At 72.6% G+C, this 14,239-nt stretch carries 16 protein-coding genes; 5 read left to right on the forward strand and 11 right to left on the reverse strand.

Annotated elements, in window-relative coordinates:
* The first annotated feature begins 112 nt into the window (after positions 1–112).
* The gene (locus HNR21_RS08210) at positions 113–982 is read left to right on the forward strand and encodes a universal stress protein (RefSeq protein ID WP_182704708.1); all 870 of its coding nucleotides are present in this window, start codon (positions 113–115) and stop codon (positions 980–982) included.
* On the opposite strand, the gene HNR21_RS08215 is transcribed toward HNR21_RS08210, so the two are convergent.
* A complete protein-coding gene (locus tag HNR21_RS08215; protein ID WP_182704709.1) occupies positions 894–3,362 on the reverse strand; it encodes a glycoside hydrolase family 65 protein in 2,469 nt (822 codons plus the stop codon). The genes HNR21_RS08210 and HNR21_RS08215 overlap by 89 nt on opposite strands.
* Positions 3,363–3,587: 225 nt before the next feature.
* Between HNR21_RS08215 and HNR21_RS08220 the strand changes: the two genes are divergently transcribed.
* Positions 3,588–4,445, forward strand: coding sequence for a universal stress protein (locus HNR21_RS08220; protein ID WP_182704710.1), 858 nt, complete (start codon positions 3,588–3,590; stop codon positions 4,443–4,445).
* Positions 4,446–4,839: 394 nt separating this feature from the next.
* On the opposite strand, the gene HNR21_RS08225 is transcribed toward HNR21_RS08220, so the two are convergent.
* The 7 genes from HNR21_RS08225 to HNR21_RS36305 all read right to left on the reverse strand — a co-directional run bounded on the left by HNR21_RS08225 (position 4,840) and on the right by HNR21_RS36305 (position 10,226).
* The gene (locus HNR21_RS08225) at positions 4,840–5,421 is read right to left on the reverse strand and encodes a hypothetical protein (protein ID WP_182704711.1); all 582 of its coding nucleotides are present in this window, start codon (positions 5,419–5,421) and stop codon (positions 4,840–4,842) included.
* Positions 5,418–5,687, reverse strand: a complete 270-nt coding sequence (locus HNR21_RS08230) for an SHOCT domain-containing protein (protein ID WP_220500076.1) — start codon at positions 5,685–5,687, stop codon at positions 5,418–5,420. The genes HNR21_RS08225 and HNR21_RS08230 overlap by 4 nt, the downstream gene beginning before the upstream one ends.
* A 125-nt stretch (positions 5,688–5,812) precedes the next feature.
* Entirely contained in the window at positions 5,813–6,592 is a 780-nt protein-coding gene (locus tag HNR21_RS08235) for a sulfite exporter TauE/SafE family protein (protein ID WP_182704712.1), read from the reverse strand.
* A gap of 11 nt (positions 6,593–6,603) precedes the next feature.
* On the reverse strand, positions 6,604–7,209 hold the full coding sequence (locus tag HNR21_RS08240; protein ID WP_182704713.1) for a rhodanese-like domain-containing protein: 606 nt from the start codon (positions 7,207–7,209) through the stop codon (positions 6,604–6,606).
* A 30-nt stretch (positions 7,210–7,239) separates the two neighbouring features.
* Positions 7,240–8,628, reverse strand: coding sequence for an MBL fold metallo-hydrolase (locus tag HNR21_RS08245; protein ID WP_182704714.1), 1,389 nt, complete (start codon positions 8,626–8,628; stop codon positions 7,240–7,242).
* Positions 8,629–8,762: 134 nt separating this feature from the next.
* Positions 8,763–9,032: a metal-sensitive transcriptional regulator gene (locus tag HNR21_RS08250; protein ID WP_182704715.1), complete on the reverse strand. Its 270-nt coding sequence runs from the start codon at positions 9,030–9,032 to the stop codon at positions 8,763–8,765.
* 63 nt (positions 9,033–9,095) lie between these two features.
* Positions 9,096–10,226, reverse strand: a complete 1,131-nt coding sequence (locus tag HNR21_RS36305; protein ID WP_312880913.1) for a heavy metal translocating P-type ATPase — start codon at positions 10,224–10,226, stop codon at positions 9,096–9,098.
* Positions 10,227–10,378: 152 nt separating this feature from the next.
* On the opposite strand from HNR21_RS36305, the gene HNR21_RS34605 reads away from it, so the two are divergent.
* A complete protein-coding gene (locus HNR21_RS34605; protein WP_220501323.1) occupies positions 10,379–10,573 on the forward strand; it encodes an OsmC family protein in 195 nt (64 codons plus the stop codon).
* A 22-nt stretch (positions 10,574–10,595) separates the two neighbouring features.
* Here the strand turns inward: HNR21_RS34605 and HNR21_RS08260 are convergent, their stop codons facing one another.
* The 3 genes from HNR21_RS08260 to HNR21_RS36570 all read right to left on the reverse strand — a co-directional run bounded on the left by HNR21_RS08260 (position 10,596) and on the right by HNR21_RS36570 (position 12,614).
* Entirely contained in the window at positions 10,596–11,273 is a 678-nt protein-coding gene (locus HNR21_RS08260) for a CBS domain-containing protein (RefSeq protein ID WP_182704716.1), read from the reverse strand.
* A gap of 12 nt (positions 11,274–11,285) precedes the next feature.
* A complete protein-coding gene (locus HNR21_RS08265; protein WP_182704717.1) occupies positions 11,286–11,819 on the reverse strand; it encodes a flavodoxin domain-containing protein in 534 nt (177 codons plus the stop codon).
* A gap of 228 nt (positions 11,820–12,047) precedes the next feature.
* Entirely contained in the window at positions 12,048–12,614 is a 567-nt protein-coding gene (locus HNR21_RS36570) for a lysylphosphatidylglycerol synthase domain-containing protein (RefSeq protein WP_182704718.1), read from the reverse strand.
* Between the two features lie 171 nt (positions 12,615–12,785).
* Here HNR21_RS36570 and HNR21_RS08275 point away from each other — a divergent pair, with 171 nt between their 5' ends.
* Positions 12,786–13,286: a flavodoxin domain-containing protein gene (locus HNR21_RS08275; protein WP_220500080.1), complete on the forward strand. Its 501-nt coding sequence runs from the start codon at positions 12,786–12,788 to the stop codon at positions 13,284–13,286.
* A 53-nt stretch (positions 13,287–13,339) separates the two neighbouring features.
* Positions 13,340–14,206 (forward strand): universal stress protein, encoded by an 867-nt coding sequence (locus tag HNR21_RS08280; RefSeq protein ID WP_182704720.1) that lies wholly within the window; start codon positions 13,340–13,342, stop codon positions 14,204–14,206.
* Positions 14,207–14,239: the final 33 nt, after the last annotated feature.

A 14,239-nucleotide genomic window follows, 5' to 3' on the forward strand; every position in this document is an offset into this window, starting at 1 on the left:
AAAGCGAACCGGAAAGGGGTGGGGGATCGCCCGGCAGACGGTGACCATCGGCATGCGAAACCGGGACCGAAGGCCTGCCTTGAGCCGAGCACCACCTGTCTAGCGTTGGATCATGAAGCAGATACTCGTGGGGGTCGACGGCTCCGGCATCAGCCTTGACGCCGTCGAATGGGCCGCCAGAGAGGCACGCCTGCACGACGCGTCGCTGCGCATCGTCCACGCCGTCGTGCCCTGGCTGTTCGACGTCCCGGCGGATCCGCGCGTCAGTGCGGTGCGGGAATGGCTGCACGACAACGGCCGCGCCGTGCTCGCCAAGGCCGTCGCCGCGGCCACGGCCGCGGAGCCCGCGGTGAAGGTCTCGGCCGACCTGATCCCGGGCGGCCCCGCCAAGGTGCTGCTGGAGGCCGCACAGGATGCGGACATGGTGGTCGTGGGCTCCACCGGCGTCGGCGGGATCGCGGGCGCTCTGCTCGGCTCGACCGCGTTGCAGGTGGTCTCGTACGCGCCGTGTCCGGCCGTGGCGGTACGCCCTCCCGTCGGCCGGGCCCCGGGCGAAGTGGTCGTGGGTGTGGACGGCTCGACGAGCTGCCGGTCCGCCGTGAGGTTCGCGTTCCAGGAGGCGGCGTTGCGCGGCGCCGGAGTCCGCGCCGTGCTGGCCTTCACGCACCCGATCTCCACCGGTCCCGGTGATATGCAGCCGCTGGTGTACGACCCGGCATTGCTGGCCGTCGAGCAGGAGCGCGCGCTGGCCGAGAGCCTGGCGGGTCACCGGCAGCGGCATCCCGACGTCGCGGTGGTACGGCAGGTCGTGCACGCACGGGCCGCTCGTGCGCTGGCCGAGGCGTCCGCAGGCGCCGATCTGCTGGTCGTCGGAAGCCGGGGCCGGGGCGGCTTCACCGGCCTGCTCCTGGGGTCGGTCGGCCACGCGATGCTGCACCACGCGCGCTGTCCGGTCGCGGTGATCCGGCCGGATCGGCCCTGACCTCCGTCTCCCAGAAGCTGCCGGGCTCGATGGTGACGACTCGGCCGCGGTAGGCGATCTGGACGGGGGAGGCGGCGCCGGGGCGCAGCTGGACGCGCAGGCGGTCGTGGCGGCAGGTCAGGTCGATGCCCCAGTGGCCCCGGTAGCGCAGGCCCAGGCTCAGCGAAGTGACGGCGGGCGGCAGCCGGGGGTCGAGGTGCAGGACGTCGCCGCGGGTGGTGATCCCGGCATAGCAGCGCTGGACCAGGTCGACGCTGCCCGCCATCGCCCCCAGATGGATCCCTTCGGCGGTGGTGCCGCGCCGGCTGTCGGCGATGTCGCCGTGCAGGGTGTCGAGGAAGGTCCGCCAGGCGTCCTCGCCGTCGACGCGGGCCAGGATCCAGGCGCGGACCAGGGCGCTGAGCGAGGACCCGTCGCAGGTGCGGGGCAGGTAGTAGCCGATCGTCCGGTCGATCAGGTCGGCGTCGCAGCGGTGCCCGAGCCGGGTGAGGATCGTGTCGAGCTCCTCGGGGGACAGCAGGTAGAAGAGCATGAGAACGTCGGCCTGCTTGGAGACCTTGTACCGGTTGACGGTGTCGTTCTCGGCCTCCAGGATGCGGTCCAGGCGGCGGATGTCGCCATAGACGGCCCGGTAGCGGTCCCAGTCGAGTTCGGCCAGGCGTTCGTAGCCGTCGAACTGGCTGATCACATCGTCGTGGAAGGGCACCTTGAGCTTGCGGCTGACGTCGTCGAAGCGTTCGATCTCCTCACGCGTCAGAGCCAGGCGTTCGCGCAGCTCGGTGCGGCGGTCCTCGGGCAGCAGGGCGAGGGCGTCCAGGGCGCGGCACAGCACCCAGGCTGTCATGACGTTGGTGTAGGCGTTGTTGTCCAGCCCGGGTTCGGCGCGGTCGGGATAGCCGTCGTGGTACTCGTCGGGCCCCACGACGCCGCGGATCTCGTAGCGGTCGGCGGCCCGGTCATAGGCGGCCAGGTCGGCGAAGCAACGGGCGATCTCCAGCAGCATCTCGGCGCCGTACTCGGCGAGGAACTCGATGTCGCCGGTGGCCTCGTGGAAACGCCACACGTTGTGGGCGACGGCCAGCCCGACGTGCCGTTGCAGATGCGAGTGGTCGGGCAGCCAGCGGCCGGAGCGGGGGTTGAGGTGCAGCCGCTGGGTCTCCTCCCGGCCGTCGCTGCCGCTCTGCCAGGGGTACATCGCACCGCGGTGCCCGGCCTGGCGGGCGGCCCACCTGGCCTCGGGCAGGCGCCGCCACCGGTACATCAGCAGAGCGCGGGCGATCTCCGGGAACCGCATGTTCAGGAACGGCAGGATGAACAGCTCGTCCCAGAACACGTGCCCCCGGTATGCCTCGCCGTGCAGACCCCGGGCCGGCACGCCCGCGTCCAGGTCGACGGTGTGCTCGGACACGGTCTGCAGCAGGTGGAACATGTGCAGGTTGAGGATCCGCTGGGCGTCCTCGACGTCCACGCTGATCTGGCAGCGCCGCCACACCTGGTCCCAGGCCAGCACATGCCGTTCCACCAGGTCGTCGAACGGGCCCGCGCGCCGCGCCCACCGGGCCGCGGCGATCCGGCACTCCTCGATCGCATGGTCCCGGGAGGTGGCGATCGCCGCGGTCTTCTCGACCGTGACCGGGACGCCCTGCACGCAGTCCAGGAACATCTCCTGTACGCCATGGTCGTTCTCGGTGTGAGTCACGCGTCCGGCCTCGGGTGAGGTCCGCACGCGCACGGCGGTGGCGATACCGATGCGGGACGTCCTGGTCGTGGTGCGCAGGCACAGGATGTCGTCGCCGTGCCGGGTCAGGCCGTCCACTGTCAGATGGCGGCCCTCCAGATCCCGGTACCGGGTCACGCCGCGGTTGGCGACCCGTCCGTCCAGGGGGCAGCGGACGTGCAGGCGGGCGCTCCAGTTCTCCGGGACGATGATGGTCTCCATGGCCGCCAGGTGCGGTTCGTCCATCGAGACCAGCCGCCGCTGCGTGACCCGGGTCCGGTGCCCCGCCTCGTCACGGAAGCGGACGAACCTGGTCAGCACGCCGCGTTTCATGTCCAGCTCCTGCCGGTACGACAACAGCCGCCCGGCCTCGGCCGCGGCGTCCACCGAGAACCACGATCCCTCGGCGACCCGGAACGTCAGCGCCGTCCAGTCCGGCGTGTTGACCAGATCCTCGTTGTCCACCGCCCGCCCGGCGACCTCCGAGACCAGCCGGTCGTAGCATCCGGTGATGTACGTCCCGGGGTAGTGGACGCCGTCGGCGGACGACTCAGGGGCCGACCCCCGCGTGGCGAAATACCCGTTGCCCAGGGTGCACAGCGCCTCCCTGACCCCCTCGGCCGCGGGGTCGTAGCCGTCATAGGACAGCACCCACCGGCTCATCGCCCACCGCCTCCTCATCGCTGGTACTTCCCACCCTCGGCGTTTCCTCTTCTCCGAGACAGAGCCGACCAGCCGGAGGAAGGGGCCTTTGGTCCCCTGCTCGGAGCCGTTCCGGCGGTGGCCCGTCGTCCCGCCGCAAGTCCGCGGGTAAGAGGACCAACGGCTCTGGGGGCCGCTGCTCCGGTGAGATGCGATGGCAGTACGCAGGAGATCCAGGAGGCAGCGATGGGCCGCTACTCACAGGTCCTGGTCGGATACGACGGCACGGGGGAGAGCGAACTCGCCGTCCGCTGGGCGGCGGAGGAGGCCGAACGCAGGCGGCTGCCGCTGACGGTCTGCCATGCCTGGCGCTGGCCCTATCCGATCAGCCACATCGACCACCAGGGAGCCGCCATCATCAAACGGATGGGCGAGCACATCCTGCGCCACGGATCGCGCATCGCCGAAAGCCGGGTCCCGGGGATCACGGTCCGGCGGCGGCTGACGGACGGACCGGCGAGCTCGGCGCTGCTGCATGAGGCCGACGACGGCCTGATCGTCATCGGCTCCCATGAGCAGAGACGGTTGCCCGTGGGATCCTCTGCCCTCCAGATCCCGGCCAGGGCGCACACCCCCGTCCTGGTGGTCCGGGACGGCGGGTCGGCGACCGACGGGCGGATCGTCGTCGGGGTGGACGGCTCGGCCGACGCCGACGCGGCCCTGGAGTTCGCCTTCGAGGAGGCCGCCCTGCGCGGCCGGCGCCTGGACGCCGTCTACGGCTGCTGGGAGACGGCGAGCGTGGCCGACAGCGATCTCGCACTGTACGCCGACAAGGCGGAGCTGGAACGCGTGTGCGGTGCCCGGCTGGAGCGCGCCGTTGCGCCCTGGCTGGTGAAGTATCCGCAGGTGGACGCGCGCACACGAATGATCATGGATGATCCTCGCAAGGCCCTGCTGTCGGCCGCGGAGGGCGCTGCCCTGATCGTGGTCGGCGCCCGCGGAACCGGCGGCTTCCGTCCGCTGCTGCTCGGCGCGACCACTGTGGCCATGCTGCAGCTGGCCCCCTGCACCATGGCCGTCGTCCATGCCCCGCACGGCTCCTGACCGGCCACGGGAATCTGGGAGCACCGGCGGCCGATCCCGCCGCAGCGGGCCCACGGACCGGTCTGCGCCCGTCACATGGTCGCTCTCTTCGGACGGGAGCTCCCATGCATCCATCCCGCACCCGCCAGGGCGGCACGCGGAACAGACGTCCCTCCCAAAGAAGGATCAGGTCCCTCCTGTGGAAACGGATTTTGGCCCTGGCTCCTCCCAGCTGTCCCCGTATGACGGTGGTTCCAGGGAAGACGAGAAACGGGGAGGCCAGATGCGAGCGAGAGTGGGCGGCCGGCTGGTCGTCAGGGGACCTCATGTGGGAGGTGGATCGCAAGGCCGAGATCCTCGAAGCGCACGGCGATCAGGGGGCGCCGCCCTCTTGCATCTGGATGAAGCGGCCGTGCTAGGCGTGGTTCCAGACGGCGCCGGTGGCCGAGTTGACCGAGAGCATGCCGACGATCTTGTCGCCGCGCAGCGTGTGCAGGGTGTAGTAGCCGGGGAACGGGTCAGGCTCTGCGGCGTGCAGGTCCGTGCGGTGGTCACGCAGCCACTGGTCGGCGATCCGCACCGCCTGGGCGGGCCGGATCGCCGCGGCACCGGGACCGGTGCGGGCGGGCGTCATCCCGTAGGCGGTGTTCCACATCATGGCCGGGCCCCACTCCAGGTGGACGGTGCCGCTGTCCGGCTCGATGAGAACCTCGGTGGCACGATCGTCGGCGGAGTCCAGGAGTTCGGCGTAGTAGTTCTCGCTGAACCGCATGGTCTCGCCGACGTGCAGGCTCCACCGGTCGGCGAAGCGCTGCGCTGCGCGGTCGGCGTCGGCCAGGCCGTGTACCGGCCCCGCACGGGAGGCCGGCCCCATCATCGGCTCACTGCCCCGCCGCCATGCGTCGCTGCCCGCGAACCAGGCGATCGAGGCGATCAGCGCGGCCACCGCGGTGCCCAGGACGGCCAGCGGAAGCCGACGGCCGTGTAGCCCCCTCATCGTGGCCCCGGCCGGTGAGCGGCGAGGCGCGCGCGGGCCTCGGTGTAGGCGTCGACGTCGATCTCGCCGGAGGCGTAACGACGGTCAAGGATCTCCTCAGGCGTCTCCCGCGACCCCTGCCCGCGGTCATGGCCGTCCTCGAGGCCGGAGGGGCGCCGCGTGAGCCGAACGACCGCCCAGACGACGGCGCCGATCAGCACGATCCACAGCAGAGGCATGAACGCCATCCAGGCCCAACCGCCATATCCGCACATCATCGTTCTCACCTCGCTTACCCACCTCATTCTCCGCGCCGTCCGAGACGAGGTGCCAGGGACTTTCGGCCTGGTCAGCAGGCCGTTCGGCACCTTTCACCGAACGGCCATGCCACGTGATGGCGCCGGCTCTCGGGTCAGCCGCCCGTGAGCGCCGGAAGGAGGGTTTGCGCGGCGATGAACGCCGCGACCGCGATGGTGAGGTAGGCGAACCAGCGCCGGAGGCGGTCGGGGTCGAGACGGTGGGCCAGGCGGGCGGCGGCGAGCGAACCGGCGACGGCCGCCAGGGTGAACGCGACGATCGTGATGAGGTCCAGGCCGGGATGCCCGGCGTGGGCGACGAACCCGGCCGCCGAGTTGGCCACCACGATGAGCAGCGAGGTGCCGACCGCGGCGGTCATCGGCAGGCCCAGGCCCAGCACCAGGGCGGGTGTGATCAGGAAACCGCCGCCCACGCCGAACAGGCCGGTCAGCACCCCCACCGCGGTTCCGGCGGCGGTCGCCTTGGGCAGGCAGCTGCGCCAGTCGGTCCCGCCGCCGGGCAGCGCGCACGCTCCGCCCCGGCGTGTCCGCTCGGCGAGCATCCGCCATCCGGCCGCGGCCATCAGCACGACGAAACCCAGCAGGATCGCTCGTTCGGGCAGGTGGCGGTTCAGGGCGGCGCCGGCGAACGCGGCCGCCGCGCCGGCACCGCCGAAGACGGCGGCCACCCGCCAGCGGACCTGTCCCGCCCGAACGCGCGGCACCACGGCTGCGGCCGAGGAGGCGCCGACCACGAGCAGGGAGGCCGGCACCGCCGACGACAGCGGCAGCCCGGCGCCGTAGACGAGGGCCGGCACCGCCAGGATCGAACCCCCGGCGCCCAGCAGCCCGAGCAGGACGCCGATCATCGCACCGAGCCCGAGAACCGTCAGCATCGCCGTCTCCGTCACCCGGCCGCGGGCCCGGGCCGCGATCGGTGGACCTCCGTCCGCGGCGGCCAGGCGAGTGCGGCCAGCACGCCCTCCAGATCAGTGCGGGGACCCCGGTTGCAGGGGAGCCTGGCCAGCAACATGCCCAGCGCGCACGTGTTGGACAGGGCGGCGAAGGTCAGCCCCGCGCCGATCGCCGCGGCGACCCAGACGGCAGGGGGGAACACGGTGCCGGCGAGCACCGAGACCAGCACGACGGTGCCCGCGACCAGGCGGACCTGGCGTTCCAGCTCCCATCGTGGGCGTCCGGTGGTGACCGGCGCGCCGGCGGCCTGCCAGGCGGTGATGCCGCCCGCCAGGACGCGCACGTTGGGCAGGCCGGCGGCCGTGAGGGCCTGTTCGGCCTGGGCCGCGCGCTGACCGGAGCGGCAGGCGAGCACCACCTGCTCGTCCAGGTGGGCGCGCAGCTCGTCGCGATGCTCGCGCAGCAAGTCCAGCGGCACATTGTAGGAGCCGGGGATGTGGGCCGTCTCGAACTCGCCGGGGGTGCGGACGTCGATGACGCGTGGACCGTTCCCAGATTGCATCAGGCCGCGCAGGGTGGCGGCGTCCAGGGTCGTCATGGGGGTTTCTCCTCGCAGGAGCGGATGAGATCAGGCGGCGGTGATGGTCAGGCCCGCGTCGGCGGCGCCGGCGTAGGCGTCGTCGATGTGCACCACCGACCGCCCGGCGCGCCGCAGCAGGCTTGCGGCCGTCGCCGCGCGGTAGCCGCTGCCGCAGTGGACCCAGACCGTGCCCTCGGGCACCTCGGCCAGGCGGCGGGACAGGTCGGGCAGCGGGATGTGCAGGGCGCCGGTGATGTGGCCCTCCCGCCACTCGCGCGCCAGCCGGACGTCCAGCACGACGTCCGGGACCGGGAGGTGGTGGCGCGCTCGTCCCGCCCGCACGGCGGCCAGGTCGGCGAACGTGGCGACGGTGAGCTCGCCGAGGTGCGCGTCATCGCCGCCCGCCCAGTCCTCGGGGGCGCCGGTCGCGGCGGCGGCGGGACGGTCGATGCCGATCCGCGCCAGCTCACGCTGGGCCTCGGTGATCTGCTCGGCCGACTCTCCCAGCAGCGTGACCGGTGTGCCCCAGGGAACGAGCCAGCCCAGCCAGGTCGCCATCGGCCCGTCCAGTCCGAAGCTCAGCGTTCCGGTCAGGTGCCGCTGGGCGAACGCCTTCCGCGAGCGCAGGTCCACGACCCACTCTCCGGCCTCGAGGCGTTCCCTGAGCTCGCCGGGGTCTGCGGTGCGGACGGGGGTGAGGTCGACCAGGTCGGCGCCCGCGCTGTTGCGCGCCCCCATGTGGGCGTAGTAGGCGGGGTGGGCGTCGAGCCCGGCGAGGGTCTGGGCGACGAAGTCGTCGGCCTCCAGCCGCAGGGCGGGGTTCGTCTTCTTCTCCCGGCCGATGGTGGAGGCCGGTGCGTCGGACTGGGCGGCCGAGCAGAAGCTGCCGAACCCGTGGGTCGGCCAGATCCGCGCGCCTTCGGGCAGCAGGTCGGCCAGGCGCCGCACCGAGGCGTGCTGGTGGTGCGCCAGGGTGTGCGCGTGCTCCTGGCCGAGCAGGTCGGTGCGACCGGTCGTGTCGAACAGCAGGGACCCGCCGGTGAACACCCCGACCGGGCCGTCAGGGCCGGTGAGGACATACGACACGTGGTGGAACGTGTGACCGGGGGTCGCCACCACCGACAGCCGCATCGCGTCGGAGACGGCGATCTCGTCACCGTCGGCGACGGGCGACCTGTCGAAGGCCACGGTCTCGGCCGCCGCCACCAGGTACGCCGCGCCCGTCACCTTCGCCAGCGCCAGGCCGCCGGACACGTAGTCGTTGTGCAGATGCGTCTCGGCCACGTGCGTGACGCGCACCCCGAGCCGGCCGGCCAGGGCCAGGACGCGGTCGATGTCGCGCTGCGGGTCGACCACCACGGCGACCCGCCCGTCATGGACCAGGTAGCTGCGGTCGCCCAGCGAAGAGGTCTCCACCACCTCGACATGGAGTCTCATCGTGTCTCCTCCGTTCATGGAACTGGTTCCCGTGCATACCCCGGGGGGTATGTACGGGACATGGTCCGCTGTTCGTCCGTGACCCGGCCCGGCCGGTGCGGCCGGGCCGGGCGCTCCGCCCCGCTCCCGCCCTGTCAGGACAGGGCCAGGAACAGCTTCTCCAGCCGCTCGGGGTCGATCGGGGGCTTCTCGCCCCGCTCCCGCGCCGCCTGGCACTGCTGCAGGCCGGTGGAGATGATCTTGAAGCCGGCCCGGTCGAGCGCCTTCGACACCGCTGCCAGCTGGGTCAGCACCCGCTCGCAGTCCTCGGCGTTCTCGATCATCGCGATCACGCCGCCCAGCTGGCCGTGCGCCCGCTTGAGCCGGGTGAGCGCGTCGGCCAGGACCGTGGCGTCCATCTCCATCGTGCTCGCTTCTCCTCCTGCGGCCTGCGCGCCGCGGAACGTGAACCTGTCGACGGCTCCAACCTATACCCCGGGGGGTATATTCCCGGTCTCCCGGGACCGGTCACCGGGAGCGTCGGCCAGGACGAAATAGCTCTCCTCCTCCTGGGCGAAGTGCAGACGAAGGATCGCGTGCAGCTCCTGAACCGAGCGGCGGAACTCACCAGGGGTGTCGTCGGCCGGGTCCGCGCCGAGTTCCGCGCAGAGCAGGCGGACCCGCCGGGCCAGAGCGGCGATCTCCTCGTGTTCGCGGCTCATCGTGCCCGTCGGATCGGCCCCTCCGAGAGTGCGCGCCACGGCGGGATACAGCAGCTGCTCGTCGGTGCGTTCGTGGGCGAGGAGGTCGTCGAGAAGTCCGGTCAGCTCCGCGACGGCCGCGCGGCGTTCCTCCGGGGAGGGGCCGGTCACGGCGTCGGCGAGGGCGGGGAGCCGTTCGACGCGCGGCCACAGGGCCCGGTGCTCCTCGTCCAGCCGACGGACGAGGTCGGCCGCGTCGCCGCGCAGCCGCGGCAGGCGGTCGCGGCCCGGCCCCAGGGCGCGCAGGGCTCCCAGGATCGCGGCCACGTCGATGCCCTCCTGCACGACCGCGCCGACCGCCGGGGTGAGGAGACCGAACGCGGCGACGACCATGGCGGCCAGGGACAGGCCCATGCCCGCCAGGACGCTCTGACCGGCGACGGCCTGGGTGCGGCGCGCGATCGCGAGGGCCTCGGCCAGCCGTTCCAGCCGGTCCACGGTGATCACGACGTCGGCGGCCTGGGAGGAGGCGGACGCGCCCCGGGCGCCGAGCGCGACCCCGACCCCGGCGGCGGCCAGGGCCGGAGCGTCGTTGACACCGTCGCCGACCATCACGGTGGGCGCCCGTGCGCTCTCGGCGCGGACGACGGCGACCATGACGGCGCGGTCGATCCCGGTCCGCCGCAGGAGCCGGAAGGTCCGTGCGGCGTCCGGCCGGACGCGGTCCTGCAGCAGCAGGACCCCGGCGAGGCGGCCGTCCACCCCGACGAAGACGGTGATGGCGCCGCGCACCGCCGCCCGGCCGCGGACCTGCGCGACCCAGGAGGGATCGCCCTGACCGGCCCACGCCGCCTTGCCCACGGCGACGTGGTGCCCGTCGACCTCGCCGCGCACGCCCTGCCCAGGCTCCTCGTGCACGCCGGACGGGACGGTCAGGTCCAGGCGGCGGCCCCGGCCGCCAGCCCGCCGGCCGCCAGGGCGAAGAGCACCACCGCCGGGTCGAGAACACCGAGCCTGATCACGCGCCGCATACCAGGCCTCCCGTTCGTCTGGAAATCGGCGCCAGGTACGTGGTCGGTGGGGCCGGGCCCGCGCGGGTCTCCACGATCCGGCTGGAGGTGCGCTGCCCGGCGGGCCTGTCCCCGGAGCGCCGGCGAGGGCTCGTCGCCGCCATCGAGGACTGCATGGTGCACAACTCCGTCCGCACGCCTCCGCGTGTCGAGCTGGACGTCCTGGACGCCGCGTCGCACCACCGGGCGGCCTGAGCACGGCGCGCGGCGGGATCCTTCAATCCGGGGACAGGGTGGGGGAGACGTCGTCGCGCTCGTAGTCGAGTTCCTCGACGACGTCGACGACACCCTCGACCGACCGGACCAGCCGTACGGCGATCGGGATGAGGCTCCTGGCCTGGACCCGTCCGTACAATCCGACCACACCGTCGTGCACCCGGACCTCGACCTCGCCGGGGGACCGCCACAGCGAGTACGCCAGCGCCTCGTGGACGACCTCGTCGTGTATCTCCTTGTCCGGGCGCAGGAAGACGCGCAGCAGGTCCGAACGCGCGACGATGCCGACAAGCCTGCCGTTCGGGTCGGTGACCGGCAGTTGCCCGATGCGGTACTCGGTGATCAGCCGGGCCGCCCTGGCCACCGGGACGTCCGCGGTGACCGCGATGGCCGGAGTGCTCATCAGCCCGCGGGCGGTGGCGGAGGCGGCCTTGGCGCGTTCACCGCGGTGGCCGGCGTCGTCCGGTGGCACGGCGGTGCCGGCCGGGTCGTGGTACTCCTCCTTGAACAGCAGGTCCGACTCGGTGACGATGCCGACGACCTTGCGCCGCTCGTCGACGACCGGCACGCCGCGGATGCGGCGCTCGGTCAACAGACGTAGCACGTCTTGGTAGGGCGTTTCGGGGGAGGTCGTGACGACGTCGTGTGTCATCACGTCCTTGACGGTCATGCGCCGCATCCCGCACCCCTCTCAGGTCCGTCGGGGGCGACTGATCGTGTCCGCCTTCAGCCGCCGGTCGATTCCGTCCGCCCAGGCGTCGACGTCCCGCCAGTCGCGGTAGTCCCCGTAGCGGACGCCCATCACCCGTCCGATCAGATGCCCCGCCAGGTTGGTGTGCTCACGCCGGTACACGCCCGAGAACAGGTGATGGTCGCGGGGCTGGATCGACCCGCGGAGCTTGGCCGACAACACGGCCTCCTCCTTGCGGGCCCACCGCCGCCACGGACCGCGCAGGGCGGCGGGCATCCCCACGCTGAACAACCAGACCGGTCGGTCCTGCAACGACCCGCGGTGAACGTCCAGGAAGTCGACGGCCTCCTTCAGCCAGGCCTGCCGGTGCACCGCGCTGCCGATGACGAACGCCTCGTAGCCGGTCACGTCCCGGTCCTGTCCGACGTCCGCCGCATCGGTGCGATGGCCGTGTTCGGCGAGCCTGGTCGCGATGCGTTCGGCGATGCTTTGCGTGGAGCCGTGCGCGGACGCGTATCCGATGAAGACGAACATGCCGCCATCCCCCCTTTTTGGCGCTGTTCTCTTCACATCGTTCCCCGCCCGGCCGCAGGTCATGACCTGCGGCCGGGTCCGGTACGGAGGCATGATCGACGGGACGCACCGCAACGGCCGTGACCTTGTACTCGGGACACCCCGTCACGGTGTCGGCGTGGGCGGAGGGCAGCCGGTTGCTCGGCGCGTCCGGGAGGTGGAACGCCGTGAACAGTTCCCCGGCCGAAGTCAGTGGTGGTTGCGGTGGAACGCCACCGCGCCGGGGAGAGCGGGCGGCCAGAAGCTCAGGATCCGGTGCACCATGACCGTCAGCACCGCCTCCGTCGGTCCGGCGCCCAGTGCGAGCAAGGCCAGGAGCAGGGCGGGCTCCACGACTCCGACACCGCCGGGCAGCGGCCCGAGGAGGCGTAGCGGCACCACCAGGAGGTAGGCGGCGGACAGTTCCGCAGTCGGCGAGGAGACGCCCATCGCCGAGGCCACCGCCAGGAACGCCGGCACCGAGCAGCTCGTCACCGCGGCGTTCCCCGCCAGGACGGTCGCCGCCGCCCGGGATGGTGCAGCCGGGCGGGCAGAGTCCGGACGGCGGCACTCGCCGCTCTGGTGAACTCCGGGTGCCGCCGCCACAGCAGCACGACCCCGTTGCCTGACATCGTGAGGATCATCAGCGGCCACGGCGAGGACCAGCCGGGCGACCGCAGCTCCGCTCCGCCCCGGGGCGACGGACGCGAGCGCGAGGGAGAGTGCGATCAGATGCATCAGGCCGCCGGTGAGGCGCGTGACGGCCAGCGTCTCCACCGCCCGGCCGGGTGAGGTCCCGCATGCCCGCAGGTGGTAGTCGCCGAGAACGGCGTCGGCGCCCTTGCCCGCTCCGTGCCGCCGGGCCCTGATGCCCTGTAACAGGGGACCTTCGTCCCTGCCCCTGCGGGGACGCCCCGAGGTGCCCTGGAAGAAGGAAAGGAGGCCATGATGACGACACGAGTACTGGTGGCCTACGGGTCCAAGCGGGGATCGACGGCCGAGATCGCCGAATGGATCGCCGACGCGCTGCGCCAGGAGGGCATCGACGCCGACGTCGCGGACGCGGGCCGGGTCAAGGACGTCACCGGATACGACGCGGTGATCCTGGGCGGCGCCCTGTACGCGGGCCGCTGGCATCGGGCCGCGCGCCGCTTCGCCCGCCGCAACGCCGGGGAGCTGATCCACCTGCCCGTGTGGGCGTTCAGCAGCGGACCCCTGGACCACACGGCCGAGGAGGGCGTCATCGAACCGCCCCCGTCGCTGACCAGGATCATGTCCAGGATCGGCGCCCAGTCGCATGCCACCTTCGGCGGCCGGCTCGACCCCGAGGTTCACGGGATGATCGCCTCCGCCGTCGCCAAGAAGCAGGGCGGCGACTACCGAGATCGCGAACAGGTCCGGGCGTGGGCGCGGGAGATCGCCAGGGAACTGGCGGCCATCGGCGTGTGAAACAGGGACCAAAGACCCCGGTCGGGCGGTGGCGGTCTGTCTAGGGTCGGGGCATGAAACAGATCGTGGTGGGGGCCGACGGCTCCGACATCGGCCTCGATGCCGTCGCCTGGGCCGCCCGGGAGGCGGAGCTGCGCGATGCGTCGCTGCGCATCGTGCACGCGGTCGTTCCTTGGCTGTTCGACGTCCCGGCGGATCCTCAGGCCGGAGCGGGGCGCGAGTGGCTGTACGACAACGGCCGCGCCGCCCTCGATGAGGCCTCCGCCCGGGCCGCGGCGACGGCACCCGGTGTGAAGGTCTCGACCGAGCTCATCCCGGGCGGCCCCGCCAAGGTGCTGCTGGAGGCCGCCCAGGACGCGGACATGGTCGTGGTGGGCTCCACCGGTGTCGGCCAGGTCGTGGGCGCGCTGCTCGGCTCGGTCGCCCTGCAGGTGGTCTCCTACGCCCCGCGCCCCGCGGTGGTGGTCCGCCGCCTCGCGCCCCGGGACCGCGGGGACGTCGTCGTCGGGGTGGATGGCTCGGCGAGCTGCCGGGCGGCCCTGCGGTTCGCGCTCCAGGAGGCGGAGCTGCGCGGTGCCAGGGTCCGCGCCGTCCTGGCCTTCACGCACCCGGTGCCCCTCGGCCCCGGCGATACGCGGCTGCCGGTGTACCCGGAACGGCTGGTCGCCGAGGAGATGCGCACCCTGGCCGAGAGCCTGGGAGGGCACCGGCAGGAGTTCCCCGACGTGGAGGTGATCCAGCAGGTCGTGCACGCCCAGCCCACCCGTGCGCTGGCCGAGGCGTCGGACAACGCCGGCCTGCTGGTCGTCGGCAGCCGCGGCCGGGGCGGATTCACCGGCCTGATCCTCGGCTCCGTCGGTCACGCCATGCTGCACCACGCCCGATGCCCGGTCGCGGTCGTCCGGCCGGACGCGCCCTGATCCGGCTTCCCGGTCCCGGCGAGGGTCCGGTGT

Origin of the sequence: Thermomonospora cellulosilytica (genome assembly GCF_014138835.1) — a bacterium.
Lineage (GTDB): Bacteria > Actinomycetota > Actinomycetes > Streptosporangiales > Streptosporangiaceae > Thermomonospora > Thermomonospora amylolytica.